The sequence below is a fragment of the Kribbella sp. NBC_00359 genome (assembly GCF_036097425.1).
In the GTDB taxonomy this organism is placed as follows: Bacteria; Actinomycetota; Actinomycetes; order Propionibacteriales; family Kribbellaceae; genus Kribbella.
This window is the reverse complement of the sequence record NZ_CP107975.1, coordinates 8,589,226-8,608,019: the sequence shown is the minus strand read 5'-3', so window position 1 is coordinate 8,608,019 and position 18,794 is coordinate 8,589,226. Positions and strand designations below refer to the sequence as shown.

Below are 18,794 nucleotides of genomic sequence, written 5' to 3'. Positions count from 1 at the left end.
CCCGCCTGAGCAAATTGCACCAGCTGTCCAGCTTGTGCTGTGCCACACGTGATCGCCTCAGTCACACCCCATCTCGACAGATCGGGTCGCGAGTGCAGCGACAGCCGGAATGGCCAGAAGGGTCGAGGCTGCTTGTTGGGATCGTCGATCGGTGGGAGCTCGTCGGCGAGCGATCTCCAGGCGCTGAATGGCACTCCTGGGACCTGTTGGCTTGAGCGGCCGGCTGCGACCACAGCGGCTGCCGTTTCCGGGTTACGGGGTATCCACGGCGATCAGGTCGGCGAGTTGCTCCGGGAGGCCGGGGGAGAAGTAGACATGGCCCATGCCAGGGATGACGTGCAGGTGTGCATCCGGGATGGCGGCGGCCAGAGCCTCGCCGTGGGCCAGCGTGAAGATCGGGTCCTGGTCACCGTGCACGATCGTGGTCGGGGCGGTGATCGTCGACAGGGGGGTGAGCAGGTCCGGGCCCTTCTTCCGGCCGATCAGGCCGTGGTGGGCGGCGGCGGACGGGTCGGTAGCCCTCGCCCAGCAGCGCTGGAGCATCGCTCTGGCGGCCGGTTCGTCGAAGGGGCGGACGTCGCCGTTCATGACCCGGAAGATGGCTATGTCGGCTTCCACGCCCGGCGGGGTGCCGTCCGAGTCGGCCATGTGCTGCAGGAAACGCGGCGTCGGCGGGGGCAGGTCGTCGGGGTCGGCGGGTTGCCCGGCCATGGCTCGTTGCCACACCGGGCCGGGATCGTGGCTCATGGGGGTCGTGGAGAGCAGGGTCATCGAGCGTACGCGGGCCGGCTCGTGCACGGCCAGCCACTGCGCGATCACGCCGCCCATCGATGCCCCGGCGACGTGGGCGGACGGCAGCTCATAGGCGTCCAGGATGGCGAGAGCATCGACGGCCAGGTCGGACAGGCCGTAGGGATGCCGGTCGAAGTCGATGATGCTCGAGCGCCCGGTGTCGCGATGGTCGAACCGGATCACCTGCAAGCCGCGAACCACGAGGCGGTCGACCAGCGCGTCGGGAAAGGTGATGCCCTGAGCCGACGCGCCCGCGATCAGCAGGACGGCGGGATGATCGGGGTCTCCGATCCGTTCGGTCCACAACCGCAGCGGACCGGAGGTCACGAACGTCTCGGTCATGACACCTGACAATAGGCGATCCATCGACGCGAGCCGACTGCATTTTCTACGGGCAACTCGCAAGCAGACGCCGCCGACTCGCCTTCGGCACCACGCCGATCGTTTCGTCCCACGTCATGGCGCGCGACATCGACCAAGGTCGCCAGAATGCTTCTGGGATCTGAACGAACAGTTGCTCAAGGCCCGGAGCCGAGCCTGGCGCCCGCTCGGCCGACGCCCTCGCAACGCTCGCCGCTGCTGAGGCCTTCAGATCGTCAAGTCCTGCAGGTCGTCGGCAGACTCCACCCGTACGGCGTTCTCATCGTCCTGTGGCGGCTCGAATTCGGCGAGGTGCTGATCCAGTACTGCGTCCGCGACATCTCGCCGGCGCGGATCCACGTGATTGTCGGCCCGGCGCCGGCGAATCGTCGCGTGATCCACGTCGACGTAGATCAGGCTGAATCGGGCCCGCGCTGACGCAGCCAGCGAACGCCAGCCGTCGCGCAGGAACCGCGGCGAACTGGTGTCGTCGACGATGACGGACGTCCCTGAGGTTAGGAGTCCACGGACCTCATCAGAGGCCAGCTCATGGGTCCGGATCCATTCCTCGGCTGGGATACCGTCACCACCCCACAACCCGCGGCGCTCATTGATCTCATCGAGACTCACGATCCTCGCAGACAGCCTCGGCGCCAGGGACAGCGCCACCGTACTCTTCCCGGAGAACGAGGTCCCACACAGCAGAACCAGCCTGATGTCCGATGCCATCTCCGCATCCAACCGAATCCCCGATACCGCAGCAACGGAGTATGGAATCGAGGTCACGCGGTATCAGCCGCCGCTGTCCCCGAACCGCGAGAGGTGCGGGCGGCGCTGTCGCAGGGCTCCCAGTTGTCGGCCCGGTCCCGGTTGATCGACCACGTTCAGACACGCTCACCTCCACGCACCCCACCGAGCTCGCGGCGACCGCGCCGTACCCGCTGGTGGGCCTCGGCGAGCCGTTCGGTCGCATTGGCCGTCATCTCCTGACGCGCGGTAGCTGAGCCGGATCGACTCGCAGGAAGCGGCACTTCATACAGGCGTGTTCGTGGACGCAGGGCGTGCCGTACGGTCGGTGGTAGTCGCCGAGGGCAACCTTTGCGCAGCAGGAAGTGGTTCTCGAACTCGGCCCACTCCTCACCGGTGGCAGTCCGCAGCACTGCGCCTGGGCTCCAGCAGCACATCGCGCAACCCTGCTCGGACACCTCAACCTCGAAGTGGAGACCATCTCTGTGGTGAACAGGCGCCGGAAGTTGTGGGGGCGTGAAGTGAATCGGCTCTCCGTCGTCGCCCCTGAACCGCCAAGCTCTACGCCACGTCCATCACCGCGCCGGCCGAGGCCGCGACGGCGACGCGGAGCCGTCCTGCCTCCGACGGCGACAAGACCTCGTTCGGTGCAGCGATGCGGCGGACGAACAGGTGCGGGAACGGTTCGCCGTGCAGCTTCTCGGGCGGGTCGTAGCGCACCGGCAGCGGGATCAGGAGATTGAGTCGGGGTCTGCGGTGGGATTGGTGTTCCGCGAACTCGAGCATGTAGCGGCATCGGGGGACCTCCGCGAGCTGGCGGCGTCGGATTGCACGTCGTCGAAACAGATCGTGCTGCCCACATCGAACACCGCCGCGTCTACCAGACAGCTGAGGGTGGCGCTGTCCGTTCGGCGGAGGAGCCGCGGGTGAACCGAAAACCGTTTCCGCGCAGGGCTGCCCGAATGATGGGGTGGTGGTATGAGCGACCACACCGCTGTCCGGCCGAATACTCTGGCGTGGGCGGCCAGTCACCTCGCGGGCGGTGAACGGATCGTCGGCGCCGATGTTCTGCCTGGCGGCATCACCGCCGAGATACGACGGTTGACCATCGGCAGTCTGAACGGAGACACCCGCACTTTGGTGCTGCGTTCGTACGTCGGCGTGGGCAATGCCAACGACGCCCTGACCAGAGAAGCTGCCGCACTGACGATGCTTACGGCAACAGAGGTGACGGCTCCCGAGTTGGTCGGGGTCGATCCCCTCGCTGCGGAGTGCGAGCACCCGTCGCTGCTGATGACGCATCTACCGGGTCGGGCAGTCCTCGAGGACAAGGGAGTGGAGGCGCGTATCCCGCTGCTGGCCCGTGAACTCGTGGCGATCCACGCCATCCAGCCCATCGAACAGCCTCCCACTTACGGGACCCTGACGACCGCCGACACCGTCGTCACTCCGCCCGGCGCCAACGCTCAGGCATGGTCCGCCGCGATCGAGATCATCCGCCGGCCGGCGCCGTCGTACGAAGGCCGCTACCTGCACCGGGATTTCCAACCCGGCAACGTCCTGTTCGACGGACCGATCACGGGCCTCACGGGCGTGGTCGACTGGGCAAGTCCCTGCTGGGGTCCGGCCGACCTGGACGTCGCGCACTGCGCCACCAACCTCGCCGTACTCCACGGCGCTGCTCGGGGCCTGGCGTTCGTCAACGCCTACGAAGCAGCCGGCGGCACCCTCGCGGAGGATCCGGCGGAACGCCAGTACTGGCTCGTCCGTGACGCCCTGGCCATGTCCGAAGACATCGACCTGATCTCCCAAGCCTGGCGCGCAGCAGGCAGACCCGACCTGACAACCCAAGCCGCCGAACGACGCCTCGACGCCTACCTCACCACTCTCCTGAATGCCACCTGACCACGTCCGGAATCAAGAGTGCCTGGCCCCGCTGGACCGCGCTCATCAGCGGCGCAGATCTGATCTCCGGGCGGCCGTGTGTGACCAGCACAATCGAGGCATTCCTGCACCAGAGCGCTCCAACTCGGCAAGACCTCGGAGACATTCAGAAGCCAGCTTGCGCTCTGGGCCGGCAAGCTCTGGCCGTGGAGCATGGGCCGCCGCGGGCGGTAGACGTAGATCACATTCGGGCGCGGCTCACAGATTGCCTCGCTGTTTCGTCGGCTGGGCGTCATACGACCCGAGATCTCGACGCAAGGAATCCGAAAGAGTTCTCGTGCTCTCAACGCTTACAAGGAAGGTCAACAAGTGAGACGAACCAACGTTGCCCTGGCTGTCGCGGCAATCGCCTTGACGCCAGTGCTTCTGACAACCACCCCCGCGTTCGCCGCCGACCCGGTCGTCGCACCGACCGCGTGCCAGGCGCCCACGGACACGTACGTCGTGACCACGCCGGTCGACGAGATGTCCGACGATGATGTGCGGATCACGATCTTGCACATCATCGGCGACCCGAGCACGGGCTACGCGGTCGAGGCCGCCGCGCAGAAGGCCATGAACGGCACTATCGAGGACCAGCGCAACTTCCTGACCACCGACCGCTGGCCGGCCCAGGCCGAAGACGACAGGGTCGCCGTCTTTACCACCCTCCACTATGCGAGCGTGTACAACGACCGCGGCGTCACCAAGGCGGCGCAGCAGGCCCTCAACGACGGCACGCCGACTGTCCTGCGCGCCTTCCTGGAGACCGGCTGCCGCCTCGCCCAGTTCGAAGACGACAGGGTCGCCATCTTCCGAATCCTTGCCAATCCGACCACCACTGCGGCGGTCCGTGCAGCGGCCCAGCAGGCCCTCAACGAGGACACACCGGAAGCGGCGAGGTACTTCCTGGAGCACGGCCAGTTCGAGGTCTAATACTCGAGCCAGTGCGCCCAGACGAACTGAGCCCAGCCGAACGACTGGGCTCAGTCCAACCGGGAAGCCAAGGTAAACAAGGCTCAGTTCAACGGGGCCACCACCTGGCTCAGTCCCCGCGACCCGATCGTGGCGGGCGTCTCCTGGCCCACTCGACCAAGCCAACCCGCCTACAGCCCTCAGAGCACGGTCAGAGCCCTTGTCCTGCCGAACAACACGGAACGAGTGCGATGGCCCACCGCGGGCCAGAGGTCCGACTGTGCCTCTGACCTGCGGTGATGAGTAGTAGGGCGGGCGGGACTCGAACCCGCGACCCAGGGATCATGAGAGCCACGCCACCTGCCACACGCGCCAACTTCAGGCTCCCAGTTCGGAGTCCGGCACCTCTAGCTGTGATGTCCAGGGAGGTTGTCCCGCTCGTTGGCGGTGAGTCGGCCTGACAGGTGAAGGCCTCCGGTTGTGAAGTGGAGCTGTCTAGTGCACCGCTTCACCAACCTGGAGGCCTTCGTGTCCCACGTTAACGCGACTTTGACTCCACGCACCCGGCTGCGCCTGGCACGTTTGATTGTCGATCAGGGCTGGACGTACTCCGCGGCGGCGAAGATGTTCATGGTCGCGGCTAAGACGGCCCGCAAGTGGGCCAACCGTTACCGGGCCGAAGGAGTCGCCGGGATGGCCGACCGCAGCTCGCGGCCGCGGTGCAGCCCGGCCAAGACCTCCACACAGCTGACGCGCCAGATCGTGGGTTTGCGGTGGCGACAGCGGCTCGGCCCGGTCCAGATCGCCGGCCGGCTCGGCGTACCTGCCTCGACCGTGCACGCCGTACTGGTCCGGTGCCGGATCAATCGGCTGTCCCACATCGACCGCGTCACCGGTGAACCCCTGCGCCGCTACGAACACGACCACCCCGGCTCGCTGATCCATGTCGACGTCACCAAGTTCGGCAACGTCCCCGACGGCGGCGGCTGGCGCTACGTCGGCAAACAGCAAGGCGCCAAGAACAAGTCCGCAACGTCTCGGCGGACCGGCCAGTGGAGCCCCGACCGGCACGCCCGAACCGGCGTCAGTTACCTGCACACCGTCCTCGACGACCACTCACGCGTGGCCTACGTCGAGATCTGCACCGACGAGAAAGCCGCCACCGCGATCGGCGTCCTGCGACGTGCGGTGGCCTGGTTCGCCGACCGAGGCATCACCGTCGAACGAGTCCTGTCCGACAACGGAGCCGCCTACCGCTCCCACGCCTGGCGCGACACCTGCGCCGAGCTCGGGATCACCCCGAAACGCACCCGGCCCTACCGGCCACAAACCAACGGCAAGGTCGAACGCTTCCACCGCACCCTGGCCGACGGCTGGGCCTACGCCCGCTTCTACACCTCAGAAACCCACCGCCGAACCGCCCTCCCCGGCTGGCTCCACTTCTACAATCACCACCGACCCCACTCCGCCATCTCAGGCCAGCCGCCCATCACCCGACTGACCAACCTCCCTGGACATCACATCTAGTGCCGCGCGTCTGATGTCTTCTGACGGTTGGCCTTGTTGAGGATCTGGTCTGCGGTCTTGGTCCAGGCGAACGGGTGGGATCGGTCGTTCCAGCCGGTGATGAAGGCCCGGATCTTGGCGGTGAGGTCGTTGACGGATCGGAAGGTGCCGCGGTGGATGGCTTGGCGTTCGATGATGGAGAACCACACCTCGACCAGGTTCATCCAGGACGCGTGGGTCGGGGTGAAGTGCACGCTGACGCGGGGGTTGTCGGCCAGCCAGGCCTTGATCTTGGGGTGTTTGTGGGCGGCGTAGTTGTCCATGACCAGGTGCAGTTCGCGGCCGGGGTGGGCACGGGCGACCTGCTTGAGGAACGCCAGGAACTCTTGGTGGCGATGCCTCGGTTTGCAGGCCGCGGTGACCTGGCCGGTGGCGATCTCCAGCGCGGCGAACAGGGTCGTGGTGCCGTGCCGGACATAGTCGTGCGAGCGGCGTTCGGCCAGCCCCGGCTGCAGCGGCAGGATCGGCGCCGTGCGGTCCAGCGCCTGGATCTGGCTCTTCTCGTCCACACACAACACCACCGCGTTGTCCGGCGGCGCCAAATACAGCCCGACCACGTCGGTGACCTTGGCCACCAGCTCGGGATCGGTGGAGAAACGAAACGACTCCGACCGCCACGGCTGCACCCCGAACTCACGCCACGCCCTGGCCACCGTGGCATCCCCGATCCCCAGATGCCGCCCCAACAACCGCGACGACCAGTGCGTCACCCCGTACTTCTTCGGCGGCGGCCTCAACGTCGCGGCCACGATGCCCCGATGATCAACCGTCCGCGGCCGGCCCGCACGCGGCTCGTCGTCCAGCCCAGCCAGCCCCCGCTCGGCGTACCGATCTCGCCACCCGATCACCGTCGGCCGCGACACCCCGACCAACTCCGCGATCCTGGTGTTCGACACCCCCTGCGAGGCCAGCAACACGATCCGCGCCCGCTGCGCCAACCCAGCCCGCACACTCGACGCCCGCATCAACGCGACCAGACCCGCCTCGTCACCCTCACGCAACACCAACGCAGCCGCAGGACGATTCGCCATGCCTCATCATCCCAACCACCAACCGTAAATCAACTAACGACGCGCGGCACTAGCTGACTGAATCCACTCTGTTTGACACGATTTCGTGTCACGAGTCATGTCACGCGCGGGATGTGTGGCAATAACTCGCGCACGTCGAGCGGTGTCGCTCGAGCGAGTTTGCATCGCATGACGGCCGTGCCTGCTCGACGTATACCAAGGGCGCGCCTTGTTCGGAGTCGGATCGGGGATCGCCTTCGTGTCGGTCGCTCAGCCCAGTCACAGCACCTTTCACGCGCAACCAGAGGGACCCAGGTCGTTCAACTAGGGCGCTCCTCTGCCCTTCGGGAGTCTCGTCTTCGTCGAGACCGCCGCCTTCGACGCGGACCAGGCCCGGGCGATCCTCACCGCCGGCGCCGCCACGGGCCTCGGCCTCCGCGTCCACGCCAACCAGCTCGGCCCCGGCCCGGGTGTCCAGTTGGCCTGCGAGCTCGGTGCCGCGGCCGCCGACCACTGCACCCACCTCACCGGCGCCGACATCGACGCCCTCGCCTCATCCGGGGTCGTGGCCGGTCTGCTGCCCGCGGTCGAGTTCTCCACCCGCTCGCCCTACCCGGACGCCCGCCGCCTGCTCGACGCCGGCGCCACCGTCTCGCTGGCCAGCAACTGCAACCCGGGCTCCTGCCACTCCTCGTCGATGCCGCATTGCATCGCCCTGGCCGTCCGCGAAATGCACATGAGCCCGGCCGAAGCCGTTTGGTCAGCCACCGCAGGCGGCGCCGCCTCGCTCCGCCGCGACGACATCGGCCGCGTGACCGTAGGCGCTCGCGCCGACCTGGCCGTCCTCGACGCCCCCTCCTGTCTCCACGTGGCGTACCGCCCCGCCGTACCTCACCCAAACCTGGCTAGCCGGCCGCCCCCTCTGATGACCACTACGCTCTGCACCCGCCGCGAGCCCTTTCAGTCAAGCGATCTTCCCATTTCTCATCAATGAGTAATGGGTCTCATCAATGAGTAGTGGGGTTTTTCCGTAGCGTGATGAAGTTCATAACAAATCGTTCGTGGTTGCATCTTTTTGCTTCTTTTTCGGTTGCCAGAGAGCGACATGGGCTACGGTTTCGCCGCAAGGGGAGAGTCACAATCCGGGGGGCCGGCATGCCGAAACGTTTAGCGACCGCATTTTTCGTTCTCACGACTGCGGTCGTGATGGTGCTGGGCCTCATCGCCCCGCCCGCGCTGGCAGCCGAGGGTGATCCTGCGTCCTCCGTTGTGGCGACGTGGTCCTGCACCAGCAGCCCGTGCCCGTGGGGCCTGTCGGACACCAGCAACGCGGCGGTCTGGCCGGCCGCGGCCGAGCCGGTCCGGGCCCGCTACGGCTACACCGTCTCCCACGACGTGTACGCCCCGGCGCCGAAGGTGGCGGGCTGGAAGATCACCGTCACCTCCGGCAGCGCCACCGTGTACGCCGGCCCGGCCGACGACTCGCACTCGTCGTTGGCCGCGCTGTCGGCCGGCGACAGCTACACCCTGCCCAGCACGCTGAGCAGCAGCAGCATCGTGAGCGTGCAGGACGGTGGGTCGTTCGAGTACACGATCACCCCCGGCGCCCCGACCGACCCGCCGCCGGCCTCCGGTGACGGCTCGGTGCTGGCCACCTGGAACTGCACCAGCAGCCCCTGCCCGTCGGGCCAGAGCTACACCAGCAACGCGGGCGTCTGGCCGGCCGCGGCCCAGCCGGTCCGGGCCCGCTACGGCTACACCGTCTCCGCCGACGTCTACGCTCCGGTGTCCAAGGTGGCCGGCTGGAAGATCACCGTCATCTCCGGCAGCGCCACGGTTTACGCGGGCCCGGCCGACGACTCGCACTCGTCGCTGGCCATGCTGTCGGCCGGCGAGAGCTACACCGTGTCCAGCACGCTCAGCAACAGCAGCATCGTGAGCGTGCAGGACGATGGCGCGTTCCGGGTCATCTTCACTCCGGGCGATCCGACCACGCCGCCGGCGTCCGGCTACGGTTCGGTGCTGGCCACCTGGAACTGCACCGGCACGCCCTGCCCGTCGGGTACGAGCTACACCAGCCACGCGGCGATCTGGCCCGCGACGGCCGAGCCCACCCGGGCCCGCTACGGCTACACCGTCTCCCACGACGTGTACGCCCCGGCGGCGAAGGTGGCCGGCTGGAAGATCACCGTCACCTCCGGCAGCGCCGCCGTGTACGCAGGCCCGGTCGGGGACTCGCACTCGTCGTTGGCCGCGCTGTCGGCCGGCGAGAGCTACACCGTGTCGAGCACCCTGAGCAGCAGCAGCATCGTCAGCGTGCAGGGCGGCGCCGCGTTCGAGTACACGTTCACCCCGGGTGAGCCGGTCACACCCCCGCCGGCCGGCGACGGCGAGTCGGCCCGGGTGACCTGGACCTGCACCAGCAGCCCGTGCCCGTGGGGTCCGTCGGACAGCGGGTACGCCGCCGTCTGGCCGGCCGAGACCGACCCCAGCCGGGCCCGCTACGGCTACACCGCCTCGCACGACGTCTACGCGCCGGCCCCGCAGGTGGCGAACTGGAAGATCACCGTCACCTCGGGCAGCGCCACCGTGTTCTCCGGCCCGGTCGGGGACTCGCACGCGTCGCTGGGCAACCTGTCGGCCGGCCAGAGCTACACCGTGCCGACCACTCTGAGCGGCAGCAGCATCGTCAGCGTGCAGAGCGGTTCGCCGTTCGAGTACGCCTTCGTGCCCGGCCCGCCGGTCCCGCCGACGCCGCCCGCCTGTACCGACCCCACCACCTGCGACCCGGTCTCCTGGGTCAACGCCCGCTGGCGCTACGCCGGCACCGGCGAGAACCCCGGTGACTGGTACGGCGGCGTGATCACCTGGCCGGTCGGCACGGCCTACCAGGGCAACGGCCGCTCCGGCGACAACGCGCGCACCGTCTACTCGGAGTCGGGCGTTCCGCTCTACCCGTACATGGGTGCCTGGGCCGACGGGTGCACCGTCCGCGTGGTCACCGGCCGGATCCTGATCGTCGAGTGGGAGCGCGGTACGGACGAGTGGCGGGAGACCCGCGTGAACGCCGGCCAGGCGTACACCATCTCGCTCAGCGGCTCCGAGGACGGCGCCATGATCGAGACGGACAACGACGTCCAGCCCTTCACGCTCTCGGTGAGCAACTGCACCCCGCGGCCGCTCTCGGAGTCGAACAACCGCCTCCCGGTGGCGAACGCCGGTGCGCCGCAGTCGGTCGTGGCTGGTACGACCGTGACCCTGAACGGGTCCGGCACCGACGCCGACGGCGACGACCTCACCTACGCGTGGACCCAGACCGGTGGACCGGCGGTGACGCTGTCCAGTACGACGGCGGCGAAGCCGACCTTCACCGCCCCGTCCTCGGCGTCCACGCTGACCTTCAGCCTGGTGGTGCGGGACGGCCGGGCCAACAGCGCGGCGGCGACCACCACGGTGACCACCACCCCGGTCAACCAGGTGCCGGTGGCGAACGCCGGTACGGCGCAGACGGTCAACACGGGTAGCACGGTGACGCTGGACGGCTCCGGCAGCCGCGACGCCGACAACGACCCGCTGACCTACACCTGGACCCAGACCGGTGGGCCGGCGGTGACGCTGTCCAGTACGACGGCGGCGAAGCCGACCTTCACCGCCCCGTCCTCGGCGTCCACGCTGACCTTCAGCCTGGTGGTGCGGGACGGCAAGGCCAACAGCGCCGCCGTCACCACCACGGTCACCACCAACAACACGGTGCCGGTGGCGAACGCCGGTACGGCGCAGACGGTCAACACGGGTACCACGGTGACGCTGGACGGCTCCGGCAGCCGCGACGCCGACAACGACCCGCTGACCTACACCTGGACCCAGACCGGTGGGCCGGCGGTGACGCTGTCCAGCCGGACGGTGCAGAAGCCGACCTTCACCGCCCCGGCCACACCGGCGACGCTGACCTTCAGCCTGGTCGTGCGGGACGGCAAGGTGGACAGCGCGGTGTCGACCACCACGGTGACCGTCACCGGTCCGAACCTGGCCCGGGGCAAGACCGCCACCCAGTCGAGCACCAGCGGTACCGCGGTGGCGGCCCGGGCGGTGGACGGCAACACCAACGGCGTGTTCGCGAGCGGCTCGGTGACCCAGACCAACACCTCCACCCAGCCGTGGTGGCAGGTCGACCTCGGTTCCGCGGCGGCCGTCTCCACGGTCACGGTGTGGAGTCGGACCGACTCGAACCGGATGGGCAGCGGCTCGGTGTTCATCTCCTCGACCGACATGACCGGCCGGTCGATGTCCTCGCTGCAGGCCGACGACTCGGTGAAGGAGATGTCGTTCTCGGCGTTCTCGTCCACCACCAACAGCCTGACCCTGAACGCGGGCAACGCCACCGGCCGGTACGTGCGGGTGCAGCTGTCGAGCATCTTCACCACCCTGAACCTGGCCGAGGTGCAGGTCGGCGGCACCACCGGCGCCGTGAACCTGTCCACCAACCGGCCGGCCACGCAGTCGTCGACCGACGTCGGCACCGCCGCCCGGGCCGTGGACGGGAACACCAACGGCGTCTTCGCCGCCGGGTCGGTGAGCCGGACGGCGTCCAGCTCGCAGCCGTGGTGGCAGGTCGACCTGCTGACCAATTCCCGGGTCGGCAACGTCACGGTGCACAACCGGACCGACGCCTCGGCCGACAAGCTGAACAACGCGGTGGTGTACCTCTCCACCGCCAGCATGTCGGGCCGGACCTACGCCCAGCTGATGGCCGACTCCACGGTGACCAAGCTGAACCTCGGGGCGACGCCGGGGGCGGTCACCAGTCTGCCGACCAACACCGTGGCCCGCTACGTCAAGGTGCAGTCGCCGGCCACCAGCGCCGGTGTGATCAGCCTGGCCGAGGTCACGGTGACGGGCACCCAGCCCAACTGACGCACGACCAGGGATTCGTCTCGGTTCGTTCCATCGACGAAGCGCACGGTCCGGGCTCCACGCCCGACCGACCGTGTGAGGAAAGCCAGCGATGAGCGAGCAGGGACGAATCCTTCGTGCGCCGCGGGTCCGCCGGCGGACGGCGAAGCGGCGGCCATGTTGAGGAAACGGGTCTTGAGCTTCTCCGCCTCCTGGGCCTGCCGCCCGGATGGCACGTTCTCTTGCAGGTAGAAGGGCTTCCTTGTAACCGGGTCCTGGCCGGCGTACGCGCACTCGCACTTCCCCGGAGGGGAGCACGGTGATGTTGCCACGCTGCTGCTCCTGCGGCTTCCCCGAAGCAGCCATACTCCGACGTTAATACGGTTCATGTCACGGGCGGGTTTGGCTCGATCGCAGGCCACAGCCGAATGTGGCCGTGACCTGCGGTGATGCGAAGTAGGGCGGGCGGGACTCGAACCCGCGACCCAGGGATTATGAGAGCCATGCCACTTGCCACAACGGTCAACTTTGGGCTCCTGGGGTTCGGGTAGCAGCATCTCTACCTGACTCAATCCACTCTGTTCGACGCAGTTTCATGTCACGAGTCATGTCACGCGCGAAGTGTGCGGGCAGGGAACTCACTCACCTCTGGCGGTCTTGCTCGAACGGGCTGCTTCGGCAGCACCGGCCGAATTGCCCCAGATAGATCCAGGCGCGCCCCGCGGACGTGCGCATGCGGCCTCCGGCCGTTCACCGCCCGGCGCTAAGCCGCCGGCGCTGAGCCGTCGGTTGATCGTCGCCTTCGGCCCTGGAGGGCGAGGTGTGGTTTCTAGCTGGGTGGTGGGATGGAGGCCTGTCTCGCGTTCTTGGGCAGAATGGCGTCGGGAGCTCATCCCTTCGAGAGAGGGAATCATGGCCGAACCTGGCGTGACCCGCGTGGCCGTCTACATCGACTTCGACAATATTGTGATCTCGCGCTACGACCAGGTGCATGGTCGTAGCCAGTTCCAGCGTGACAAGGTGCGGGGGTTCGACCGGGCGGAGTTGTCGGCCGAGTCCGACATCGCAGACAAGCTCAGGCGCGCGACGGTCGACATCGGCGCAGTGATCGACTTCGCCTCGTCGTTCGGCACGCTGGTCCTCACGCGCGCCTACGCGGACTGGTCGGACCCGGTCAACGCCGAGTACCGCGGGCAACTGGTCAGTCGGGCGGTGGACCTGGTGCAGCTGTTTCCCGCCGCGGCCTACGCCAAGAACGGTGCCGACATCAGACTGGCCGTCGACGCGGTCGAAGACATGTTCCGCCTCCCGGACCTGACCCATGTGGTGATCGTGGCCGGAGACTCCGACTACATCGCGTTGGCCCAACGCTGTCGACGCCTTGGCCGTTACGTCGTGGGCGTGGGGGTGGCCGGATCGACCAGCAGATCGCTCGCCGCGGCCTGCGACGAGCTCGTGACGTACGACGCGTTGCCCGGTGTCGCCCCCATCGACACCTCGCAGTCGGCGACCGAACAACCGGCAACCCCCCAGGTCGAAACCGACGGAACCGCCGGGACCTCCTCCCACTCCGGCTCGCGACATACCACGCGCCCGAGCGCCGCGGTGCGCACCGAGCCCGATCCCGACTCCGAAGATCCTCAGCAGCTGGCGACGAGCCTCCTCGAACGGGCGCTGCGCCTGGGACAAGAGAAGGACGACGCAGACTGGCTGCACAGCTCCGCGGTGAAGAGTCAGATGAAGCGCATGGACCCGTCCTTCAGCGAGAGGGCGCTCGGCTACCGATCGTTCTCGGACTTCGTGAGGTCACGAGAAGCCGTCGCCGAACTCGACGAGACAACCTCCGCTCAGCTCGTACGGCTCAATCCGACGCTGGCCGCACGGTAGCGGATGACGCAGACCGGACCCAACGATCTTGGCCAGCGACGCGTCGCCGCCCCACGAAGGCGACACCAACCCTCGCTACCCCTGCGATGGAACATCCGCCCGCTCTAGGGCATGACCTGCGGATTATGAGTCCGGCGGCAGTTGCCACAAATGGTCATTCAGGCTTGGGAGTTCGTATCTCGACCCGCTCAGCCCACTCTGCCACGCCTTTTTGGACTCCATTTGGCCCACGAATGGCCCCACGCCGATGGTCACTCTCGCGACGAATTGCACATGCTCGGTGAGTGCCCTTGCAGTTGACGCAGTCGGATGCGACTGAGAGATGCGATGTTGGGGCGTTAGGCGAGGGCGGCGCATACTGCGTTGAAGACAGTCGGGTCTCCCTCGACGAAGGCTGCCACGAACGCGTTGCGGCCGGCGCTGGACAGCAGTTCTCCGTCGGAGTTGAACACCTGACGACCCACGGCGATCAGTACGGGGGCTCCAGGGCCTGCGCGCATGATGACCTCGCCTGTGAAGCTCTGGGTGGAGCTGGTGAAGTCACCTGGGATGGCCAGGTCGTCGATGGTGTTGTTGTTCTGGATGTACGGGGCTTCGCGTCCGCTGCCGGGGTTGAACCATTGGCCGCGGTAGTGGTCATGGATGATGCGCCGCGTCAGGTTTCCGTTGGTGTCGTAGTAGCGGACTGCTCGCTGATCCAAGGTCGAGCTGTCGAGGATGGTGAACGCGCTCGATCCCGACCCGCAGGTGATGCCTGTATCTTCCGACGTGATGGTCAGGGTGCGTGTGCCTTGGCAGATTGTGCCGGCACCTACCGCCTTGCAGGTCAGGAAGTCCGGTGGCGCTGGCGTGAGCGTTGGTGTCGCCGGTGGCGCGGCCGATGCGTACTGCGGGATAAGTAGGATGCTGACCGCCGCGAAAAGGACGCACGAGGACGCGCGGATGATCTTGAGCATGACGAATACCCCCACCCGGCGACGCCGCAGTCTGCGACTCAGTGGCGACACTGTCGCCTAAGTCGCAGCGTGTGCTGGTGAGACGTACGTGTCAATACCGCGAGGACCTGATACGGCTGTGCTTGTCGGCTCGTTTAATCGTTCGATTAAAGGCCGTCGTCGAGCGCTTGATCCCTGACGCTGCGGATTGAAAGGTGCAATGATGCCTTAGCAACCAGCCTCTCCAGGCGTCAGACGTTCCGGTTTGAAGGGATTCTGGCCCCGCCGGGCGACTTCTTTTGACGCGATTTCGCACCCCGTTGATCCCGCGGCACCAGCACCTCAGCCAGGTCCGCTCACGCGACCCGAATCGGGTGCGACGGACCGGCTGCGCGGCGGCGACCGGCGGTCGAGCTGAGCCGGAGTGCCTCCAGTCTCTGACAAACGGTTTAGAAGGTGGCCGGACACGGTTGTCACGCCTGAACTCGCGGAACTCCGGGCTACTTGAGTTCGCTCGTTGTCGACTCTGGCCGCCTCCACTAACGAGCGCTGGATTCCTAAGTGGATTCCCAGGTCAGCCGAGCCCTCCATTCGGCGACAGTCATTCGCCGGGCTAGGGGAGAGTGGAGAGGTTCGGGTTCTCCGGGTTCTTTGAAGGTCAGGATGTAGCGACAGCAGCCGCAGTAGAGCTTGCCGTTCACGATCGTGCGCGGGAGCCCGCACTTCCCGCACGAGTCGCGGGGCTTGGGCGCATCATCTCTGGGTCGCCGTGGATCTCCCAACGTCGTTCCCTGGAGTACGGGCCATCCTTTCGGCCCGAGATGCACCGGCCGTTTCGTCTGCGTCGTCGGTACACGGCTAGCTCGACGGCGCGCAGCTTTTGGACCGGAGGCCGGTTGCTCGCGAGGATCATCTTCATTTCCTGCACCAGCGCGCATTGCTTGCAGTCCTCCCGATGCTCCACCGATGCCTGCTCTCAGCGTGTCTCGTCCGCGCGTGAGACCGAGCGGAAGCGTTTCTCCTCCGGCTGAGGTTTGTCTCCGAGTGACTGCCAACTTGCGCGCGCGAGGCTGGCCTCTAGTGCGGAGCCAGACTGAAGCTGATTGGTGACTCGCCTCCGGGGTTGACGACGAAAGTCGCGTGACCGGTCGCACCCTCGTAAGCGCCAGTTCCTCCCGTGATTGCAGCTGTGCTCTGCGCCCCGGGAACGAAGGTCCCTATTCCTTCCGTGGTCAGCGTCCCTCGCTGCAGGGTCGTTACGATCGTGCAGGTCGTCGTGGCGGTCGTTGGCTCGATCACGGTGCAATGTCCATCGGCCTTGCCAGCGGGACCATGGTCCTTGGCCGACACCAGTGTGTCGCGGAACACCTCCCGGTCGCCGACATGGCTGGGATCACCGCCATTGAGGAACACGTCGATGGTTGCCCCGGTGTCGAGAAGCTGCAGGTTCTGGGTACGGACATCAGCCTCGGCCGACGTTAATGATCCGACCACTAGGAAGGTCACTGTCGCAGCAGCCACCACGAACACAGTGCGATGCGCCATTTTGCCTGTCCCCTCTGAGACTCAGGAACGTGGAGAGTGCCTGTGCCATTCGCCGGCTGGCCCAGACCTGCGATGGCTTCCCTGCCATTCCGGAGCGCGGACACCAGCGACTCCTCCCTTGTCGCGCTTACTTTGACTCCAGTTGACTCGGATCGACGCGCCCTTTCTTCGCGTCGTGTTCCCGCGCCGAACTGAGCAGGGGTGTCAGCCGGTCTGTGGGTCGTAGTGCGGGTCGATGGGGTCGGCGAGCTTCAGCGCGCGGCGGGCTGTGGATCGCAGCACAGCTCCGATCCGTGCGCGGGTGTGAGCGCGGCTGCGTGGCCGGAGGGTTTCGTCTGCGATCACTGGCGCGTCGGGCAGTGCGGAGTGTGCCAGGATGCGGGTGTTCTCGACGGCGGTGTAGAGGCTGGCGATGAAGATCGGCGTCATTTCGGCTCGCTTCCTTCCACGTGAGTTGATGGTCACCGGCGAGGTGCCCGGGTCGTCGTTGAACGGCGCCACCAGCTCGGGCTGCTGCACGGTGTGGCGTTTGTGTGTTCGCGTCTAAGGCGCGCGCTACTGGCGACGACGGCGGCCGCTGATCGCTGCGGCTTGCAGGTGCCAGTCGAGCCATCGGTGGGAGTCGGCTATCCAGCGGACGGCGGCGACGCGTTCGGCTGCGACCGCAGACGAGAGGGTGATGTGCGTGGGGTTCATCGTTCGCTCCGGAGGTTTTCCAACGGATCGGAGCTCGACTGTGGCGGTGGCCGGGGTCGGCATCGTGACCGCGGTCGTGGGCTGGTGGTGGGCTGGGGTTGCTCGGGCGACGGGCATTTGAAACGTGACCTAGGCGGCTGGCTGTCGGCGGCGCCGGTACAGCCACAAGCCGAGACCGACTCCGGCTGCACCCAGTGCGGACGCGCCAGCCGGCAGCACGTCGACGACTGTGTCCTCCGCCGACGCGTGAGCCGGGTCGCTGGGCGACGTCGGCACGTCGAGCTTGTACGCCGGGTATTTGTACCCGGGGTAGTCGTACACCGGGGTCGGCATGTTCCCGTGTTGCCATAGGTCGTAGCTTGGGCAGTTGGGCTCCGGGATCGTGTTTCCACACTCTGGTTCCGGGGCCGCCAGTGCCGATGCTTCGGCCACGTTGGGTGCCACCGCGCCAAGGGCGAGTGCGGACAGTGCCGCAGCTGCGTGCTTGCGGTTCATGATTTCCTCCCTGGGGACGATGCGGCGCGAGTCGCCGCACAACCCCACCGTCGGTCTGCGGCGGCTGGGCCACATCGGGCGATCGAGCACTATCCGAAGGCGCAAGTGCCTTAGATTCGATCCCGCAGGTCCTTAGCTGCCCGAGCCGGGTGGAGGATTTGTCTGCCGGACAAGGCGGGCGTTGGCCCAGCTTGTTGTCGACGCCGGCGTTCGTCCGCGTGGAATAGGTCCCCGCCGGGCTGCGTGCGGGATCGCGGGCAGGGTGCGGGTCAGGATCGAGTCGGTCGACTGAGAGTTCAGGAGGCAGGTGTCGCTAGCCCGCGCTCGGCCGGTCTGCGAGACCAAGGCGCACAGCGATCGCGGCGGCCTGGACGCGGCTGCGGACGCCGAGCTTGGCGAGGATGTGGGTGACGTGGACGCTGGCGGTCTTCTGGCTCATGTAGAGAGCCGCACCGATCTCTCGGTTCGTCTTGCCGTCGGCGAGTAGTGCGAGCACGTCCCGCTCGCGGTCGGTCAGACCGTAATCGTCGCCGGCCGCGCGATCTTGCTTGGCGCCGTGCTCGGTGACGGCGTCGTTGAGGTGGATCCGCGCCAGTTTGGCGAGCTGATCGATCTGCTCGCGCAGCGGGCCGGCGCCGAGGGACTCCGCGGTGAACCTGGCGGTCTCGAGCTCACTGGTTGCCCGTGCACGGGAACCTGCTAGGCGTCCTTGCGCCAGGAGTGCCTCGGCGGCCCGCAGCCGGGCCCTCGCCGCCGGATACGGATGGCCCAACGCGTTTCACTCCCTGACCGCGGCCAGCCACAGGTCCGGATCGGACGCTCCGCGGGCGGGAACGTTCGGCTTCGGCCCGGCGAAGGTGAGCCGGACGACGACGGCGGCGCAGAGCCGCGGGTCGGTGAGGTCTTGGTCCAGCCAACGAATCTGAGGTATTCGAAGACACCTTCTGAGGCAGTACGCCCGATGCGCGTCACCTACCCGGGCTCCGACGGTGAAAGGAGCGGCAACCATGTCGCGCGAATCCGGGGGAGG

The 18,794-nt window shown here is 67.2% G+C and carries 15 protein-coding genes and 1 pseudogene; 6 read left to right on the top strand and 10 right to left on the bottom strand.

Going from position 1 to position 18,794, the window contains the following annotated elements; all coding sequences use genetic code 11:
• Nucleotides 1-252 precede the first annotated feature (252 nt).
• The 3 genes from OG876_RS41495 to OG876_RS41485 all read right to left on the bottom strand — a co-directional run bounded on the left by OG876_RS41495 (nucleotide 253) and on the right by OG876_RS41485 (nucleotide 2,685).
• A complete protein-coding gene (locus OG876_RS41495; RefSeq protein WP_328522221.1) occupies nucleotides 253-1,134 on the bottom strand; it encodes an alpha/beta fold hydrolase in 882 nt (293 codons plus the stop codon).
• Nucleotides 1,135-1,380: 246 nt separating this feature from the next.
• Nucleotides 1,381-1,881, bottom strand: coding sequence for an AAA family ATPase (locus tag OG876_RS41490; RefSeq protein ID WP_328522220.1), 501 nt, complete (start codon nucleotides 1,879-1,881; stop codon nucleotides 1,381-1,383).
• Between the two features lie 579 nt (nucleotides 1,882-2,460).
• On the bottom strand, nucleotides 2,461-2,685 hold the full coding sequence (locus tag OG876_RS41485; protein ID WP_328522219.1) for a hypothetical protein: 225 nt from the start codon (nucleotides 2,683-2,685) through the stop codon (nucleotides 2,461-2,463).
• A gap of 192 nt (nucleotides 2,686-2,877) precedes the next feature.
• On the opposite strand from OG876_RS41485, the gene OG876_RS41480 reads away from it, so the two are divergent.
• From OG876_RS41480 to OG876_RS41470, 3 genes are all read left to right on the top strand, one after another.
• A complete protein-coding gene (locus OG876_RS41480) occupies nucleotides 2,878-3,804 on the top strand; it encodes a phosphotransferase family protein (protein ID WP_328522218.1) in 927 nt (308 codons plus the stop codon).
• A gap of 483 nt (nucleotides 3,805-4,287) precedes the next feature.
• A complete protein-coding gene (locus OG876_RS41475; protein WP_328522217.1) occupies nucleotides 4,288-4,758 on the top strand; it encodes an ALF repeat-containing protein in 471 nt (156 codons plus the stop codon).
• 507 nt (nucleotides 4,759-5,265) lie between these two features.
• On the top strand, nucleotides 5,266-6,264 hold the full coding sequence (locus OG876_RS41470) for an IS481 family transposase (RefSeq protein WP_328527019.1): 999 nt from the start codon (nucleotides 5,266-5,268) through the stop codon (nucleotides 6,262-6,264).
• On the opposite strand, the gene OG876_RS41465 is transcribed toward OG876_RS41470, so the two are convergent.
• The gene (locus OG876_RS41465; RefSeq protein WP_442914044.1) at nucleotides 6,261-7,334 is read right to left on the bottom strand and encodes an IS630 family transposase; all 1,074 of its coding nucleotides are present in this window, start codon (nucleotides 7,332-7,334) and stop codon (nucleotides 6,261-6,263) included. The two genes, OG876_RS41470 and OG876_RS41465, sit on opposite strands and share 4 nt — an antisense overlap.
• A 334-nt stretch (nucleotides 7,335-7,668) precedes the next feature.
• On the opposite strand from OG876_RS41465, the pseudogene OG876_RS41460 reads away from it, so the two are divergent.
• From OG876_RS41460 to OG876_RS41450, 3 genes and pseudogenes are all read left to right on the top strand, one after another.
• Nucleotides 7,669-8,239, top strand: a pseudogene (locus OG876_RS41460) (amidohydrolase family protein); the annotation flags it as partial.
• A 229-nt stretch (nucleotides 8,240-8,468) separates the two neighbouring features.
• Nucleotides 8,469-12,227 carry a PKD domain-containing protein gene (locus OG876_RS41455; protein WP_328522216.1) on the top strand — a complete coding sequence of 1,253 codons (3,759 nt, stop codon included), beginning with the start codon at nucleotides 8,469-8,471 and terminating at the stop codon, nucleotides 12,225-12,227.
• A gap of 768 nt (nucleotides 12,228-12,995) precedes the next feature.
• Entirely contained in the window at nucleotides 12,996-14,093 is a 1,098-nt protein-coding gene (locus OG876_RS41450) for an NYN domain-containing protein (protein ID WP_328522215.1), read from the top strand.
• Nucleotides 14,094-14,431: 338 nt separating this feature from the next.
• Here OG876_RS41450 and OG876_RS41445 read toward each other — a convergent pair whose 3' ends face one another.
• The 6 genes from OG876_RS41445 to OG876_RS41420 all read right to left on the bottom strand — a co-directional run bounded on the left by OG876_RS41445 (nucleotide 14,432) and on the right by OG876_RS41420 (nucleotide 18,536).
• Complete coding sequence (locus tag OG876_RS41445) at nucleotides 14,432-15,049, bottom strand: hypothetical protein (protein WP_328522214.1); 618 nt, start codon at nucleotides 15,047-15,049, stop codon at nucleotides 14,432-14,434.
• A 1,056-nt stretch (nucleotides 15,050-16,105) separates the two neighbouring features.
• Nucleotides 16,106-16,573 carry an allene oxide cyclase barrel-like domain-containing protein gene (locus tag OG876_RS41440; RefSeq protein ID WP_328522213.1) on the bottom strand — a complete coding sequence of 156 codons (468 nt, stop codon included), beginning with the start codon at nucleotides 16,571-16,573 and terminating at the stop codon, nucleotides 16,106-16,108.
• Between the two features lie 204 nt (nucleotides 16,574-16,777).
• The gene (locus OG876_RS41435) at nucleotides 16,778-17,092 is read right to left on the bottom strand and encodes a hypothetical protein (RefSeq protein WP_328522212.1); all 315 of its coding nucleotides are present in this window, start codon (nucleotides 17,090-17,092) and stop codon (nucleotides 16,778-16,780) included.
• A gap of 36 nt (nucleotides 17,093-17,128) precedes the next feature.
• The gene (locus OG876_RS41430) at nucleotides 17,129-17,269 is read right to left on the bottom strand and encodes a hypothetical protein (RefSeq protein WP_328522211.1); all 141 of its coding nucleotides are present in this window, start codon (nucleotides 17,267-17,269) and stop codon (nucleotides 17,129-17,131) included.
• A gap of 129 nt (nucleotides 17,270-17,398) precedes the next feature.
• Nucleotides 17,399-17,764: a hypothetical protein gene (locus tag OG876_RS41425; RefSeq protein ID WP_328522210.1), complete on the bottom strand. Its 366-nt coding sequence runs from the start codon at nucleotides 17,762-17,764 to the stop codon at nucleotides 17,399-17,401.
• Between the two features lie 313 nt (nucleotides 17,765-18,077).
• Nucleotides 18,078-18,536 carry a helix-turn-helix transcriptional regulator gene (locus OG876_RS41420; protein WP_328522209.1) on the bottom strand — a complete coding sequence of 153 codons (459 nt, stop codon included), beginning with the start codon at nucleotides 18,534-18,536 and terminating at the stop codon, nucleotides 18,078-18,080.
• Between the last annotated feature and the right edge of the window lie 258 nt (nucleotides 18,537-18,794).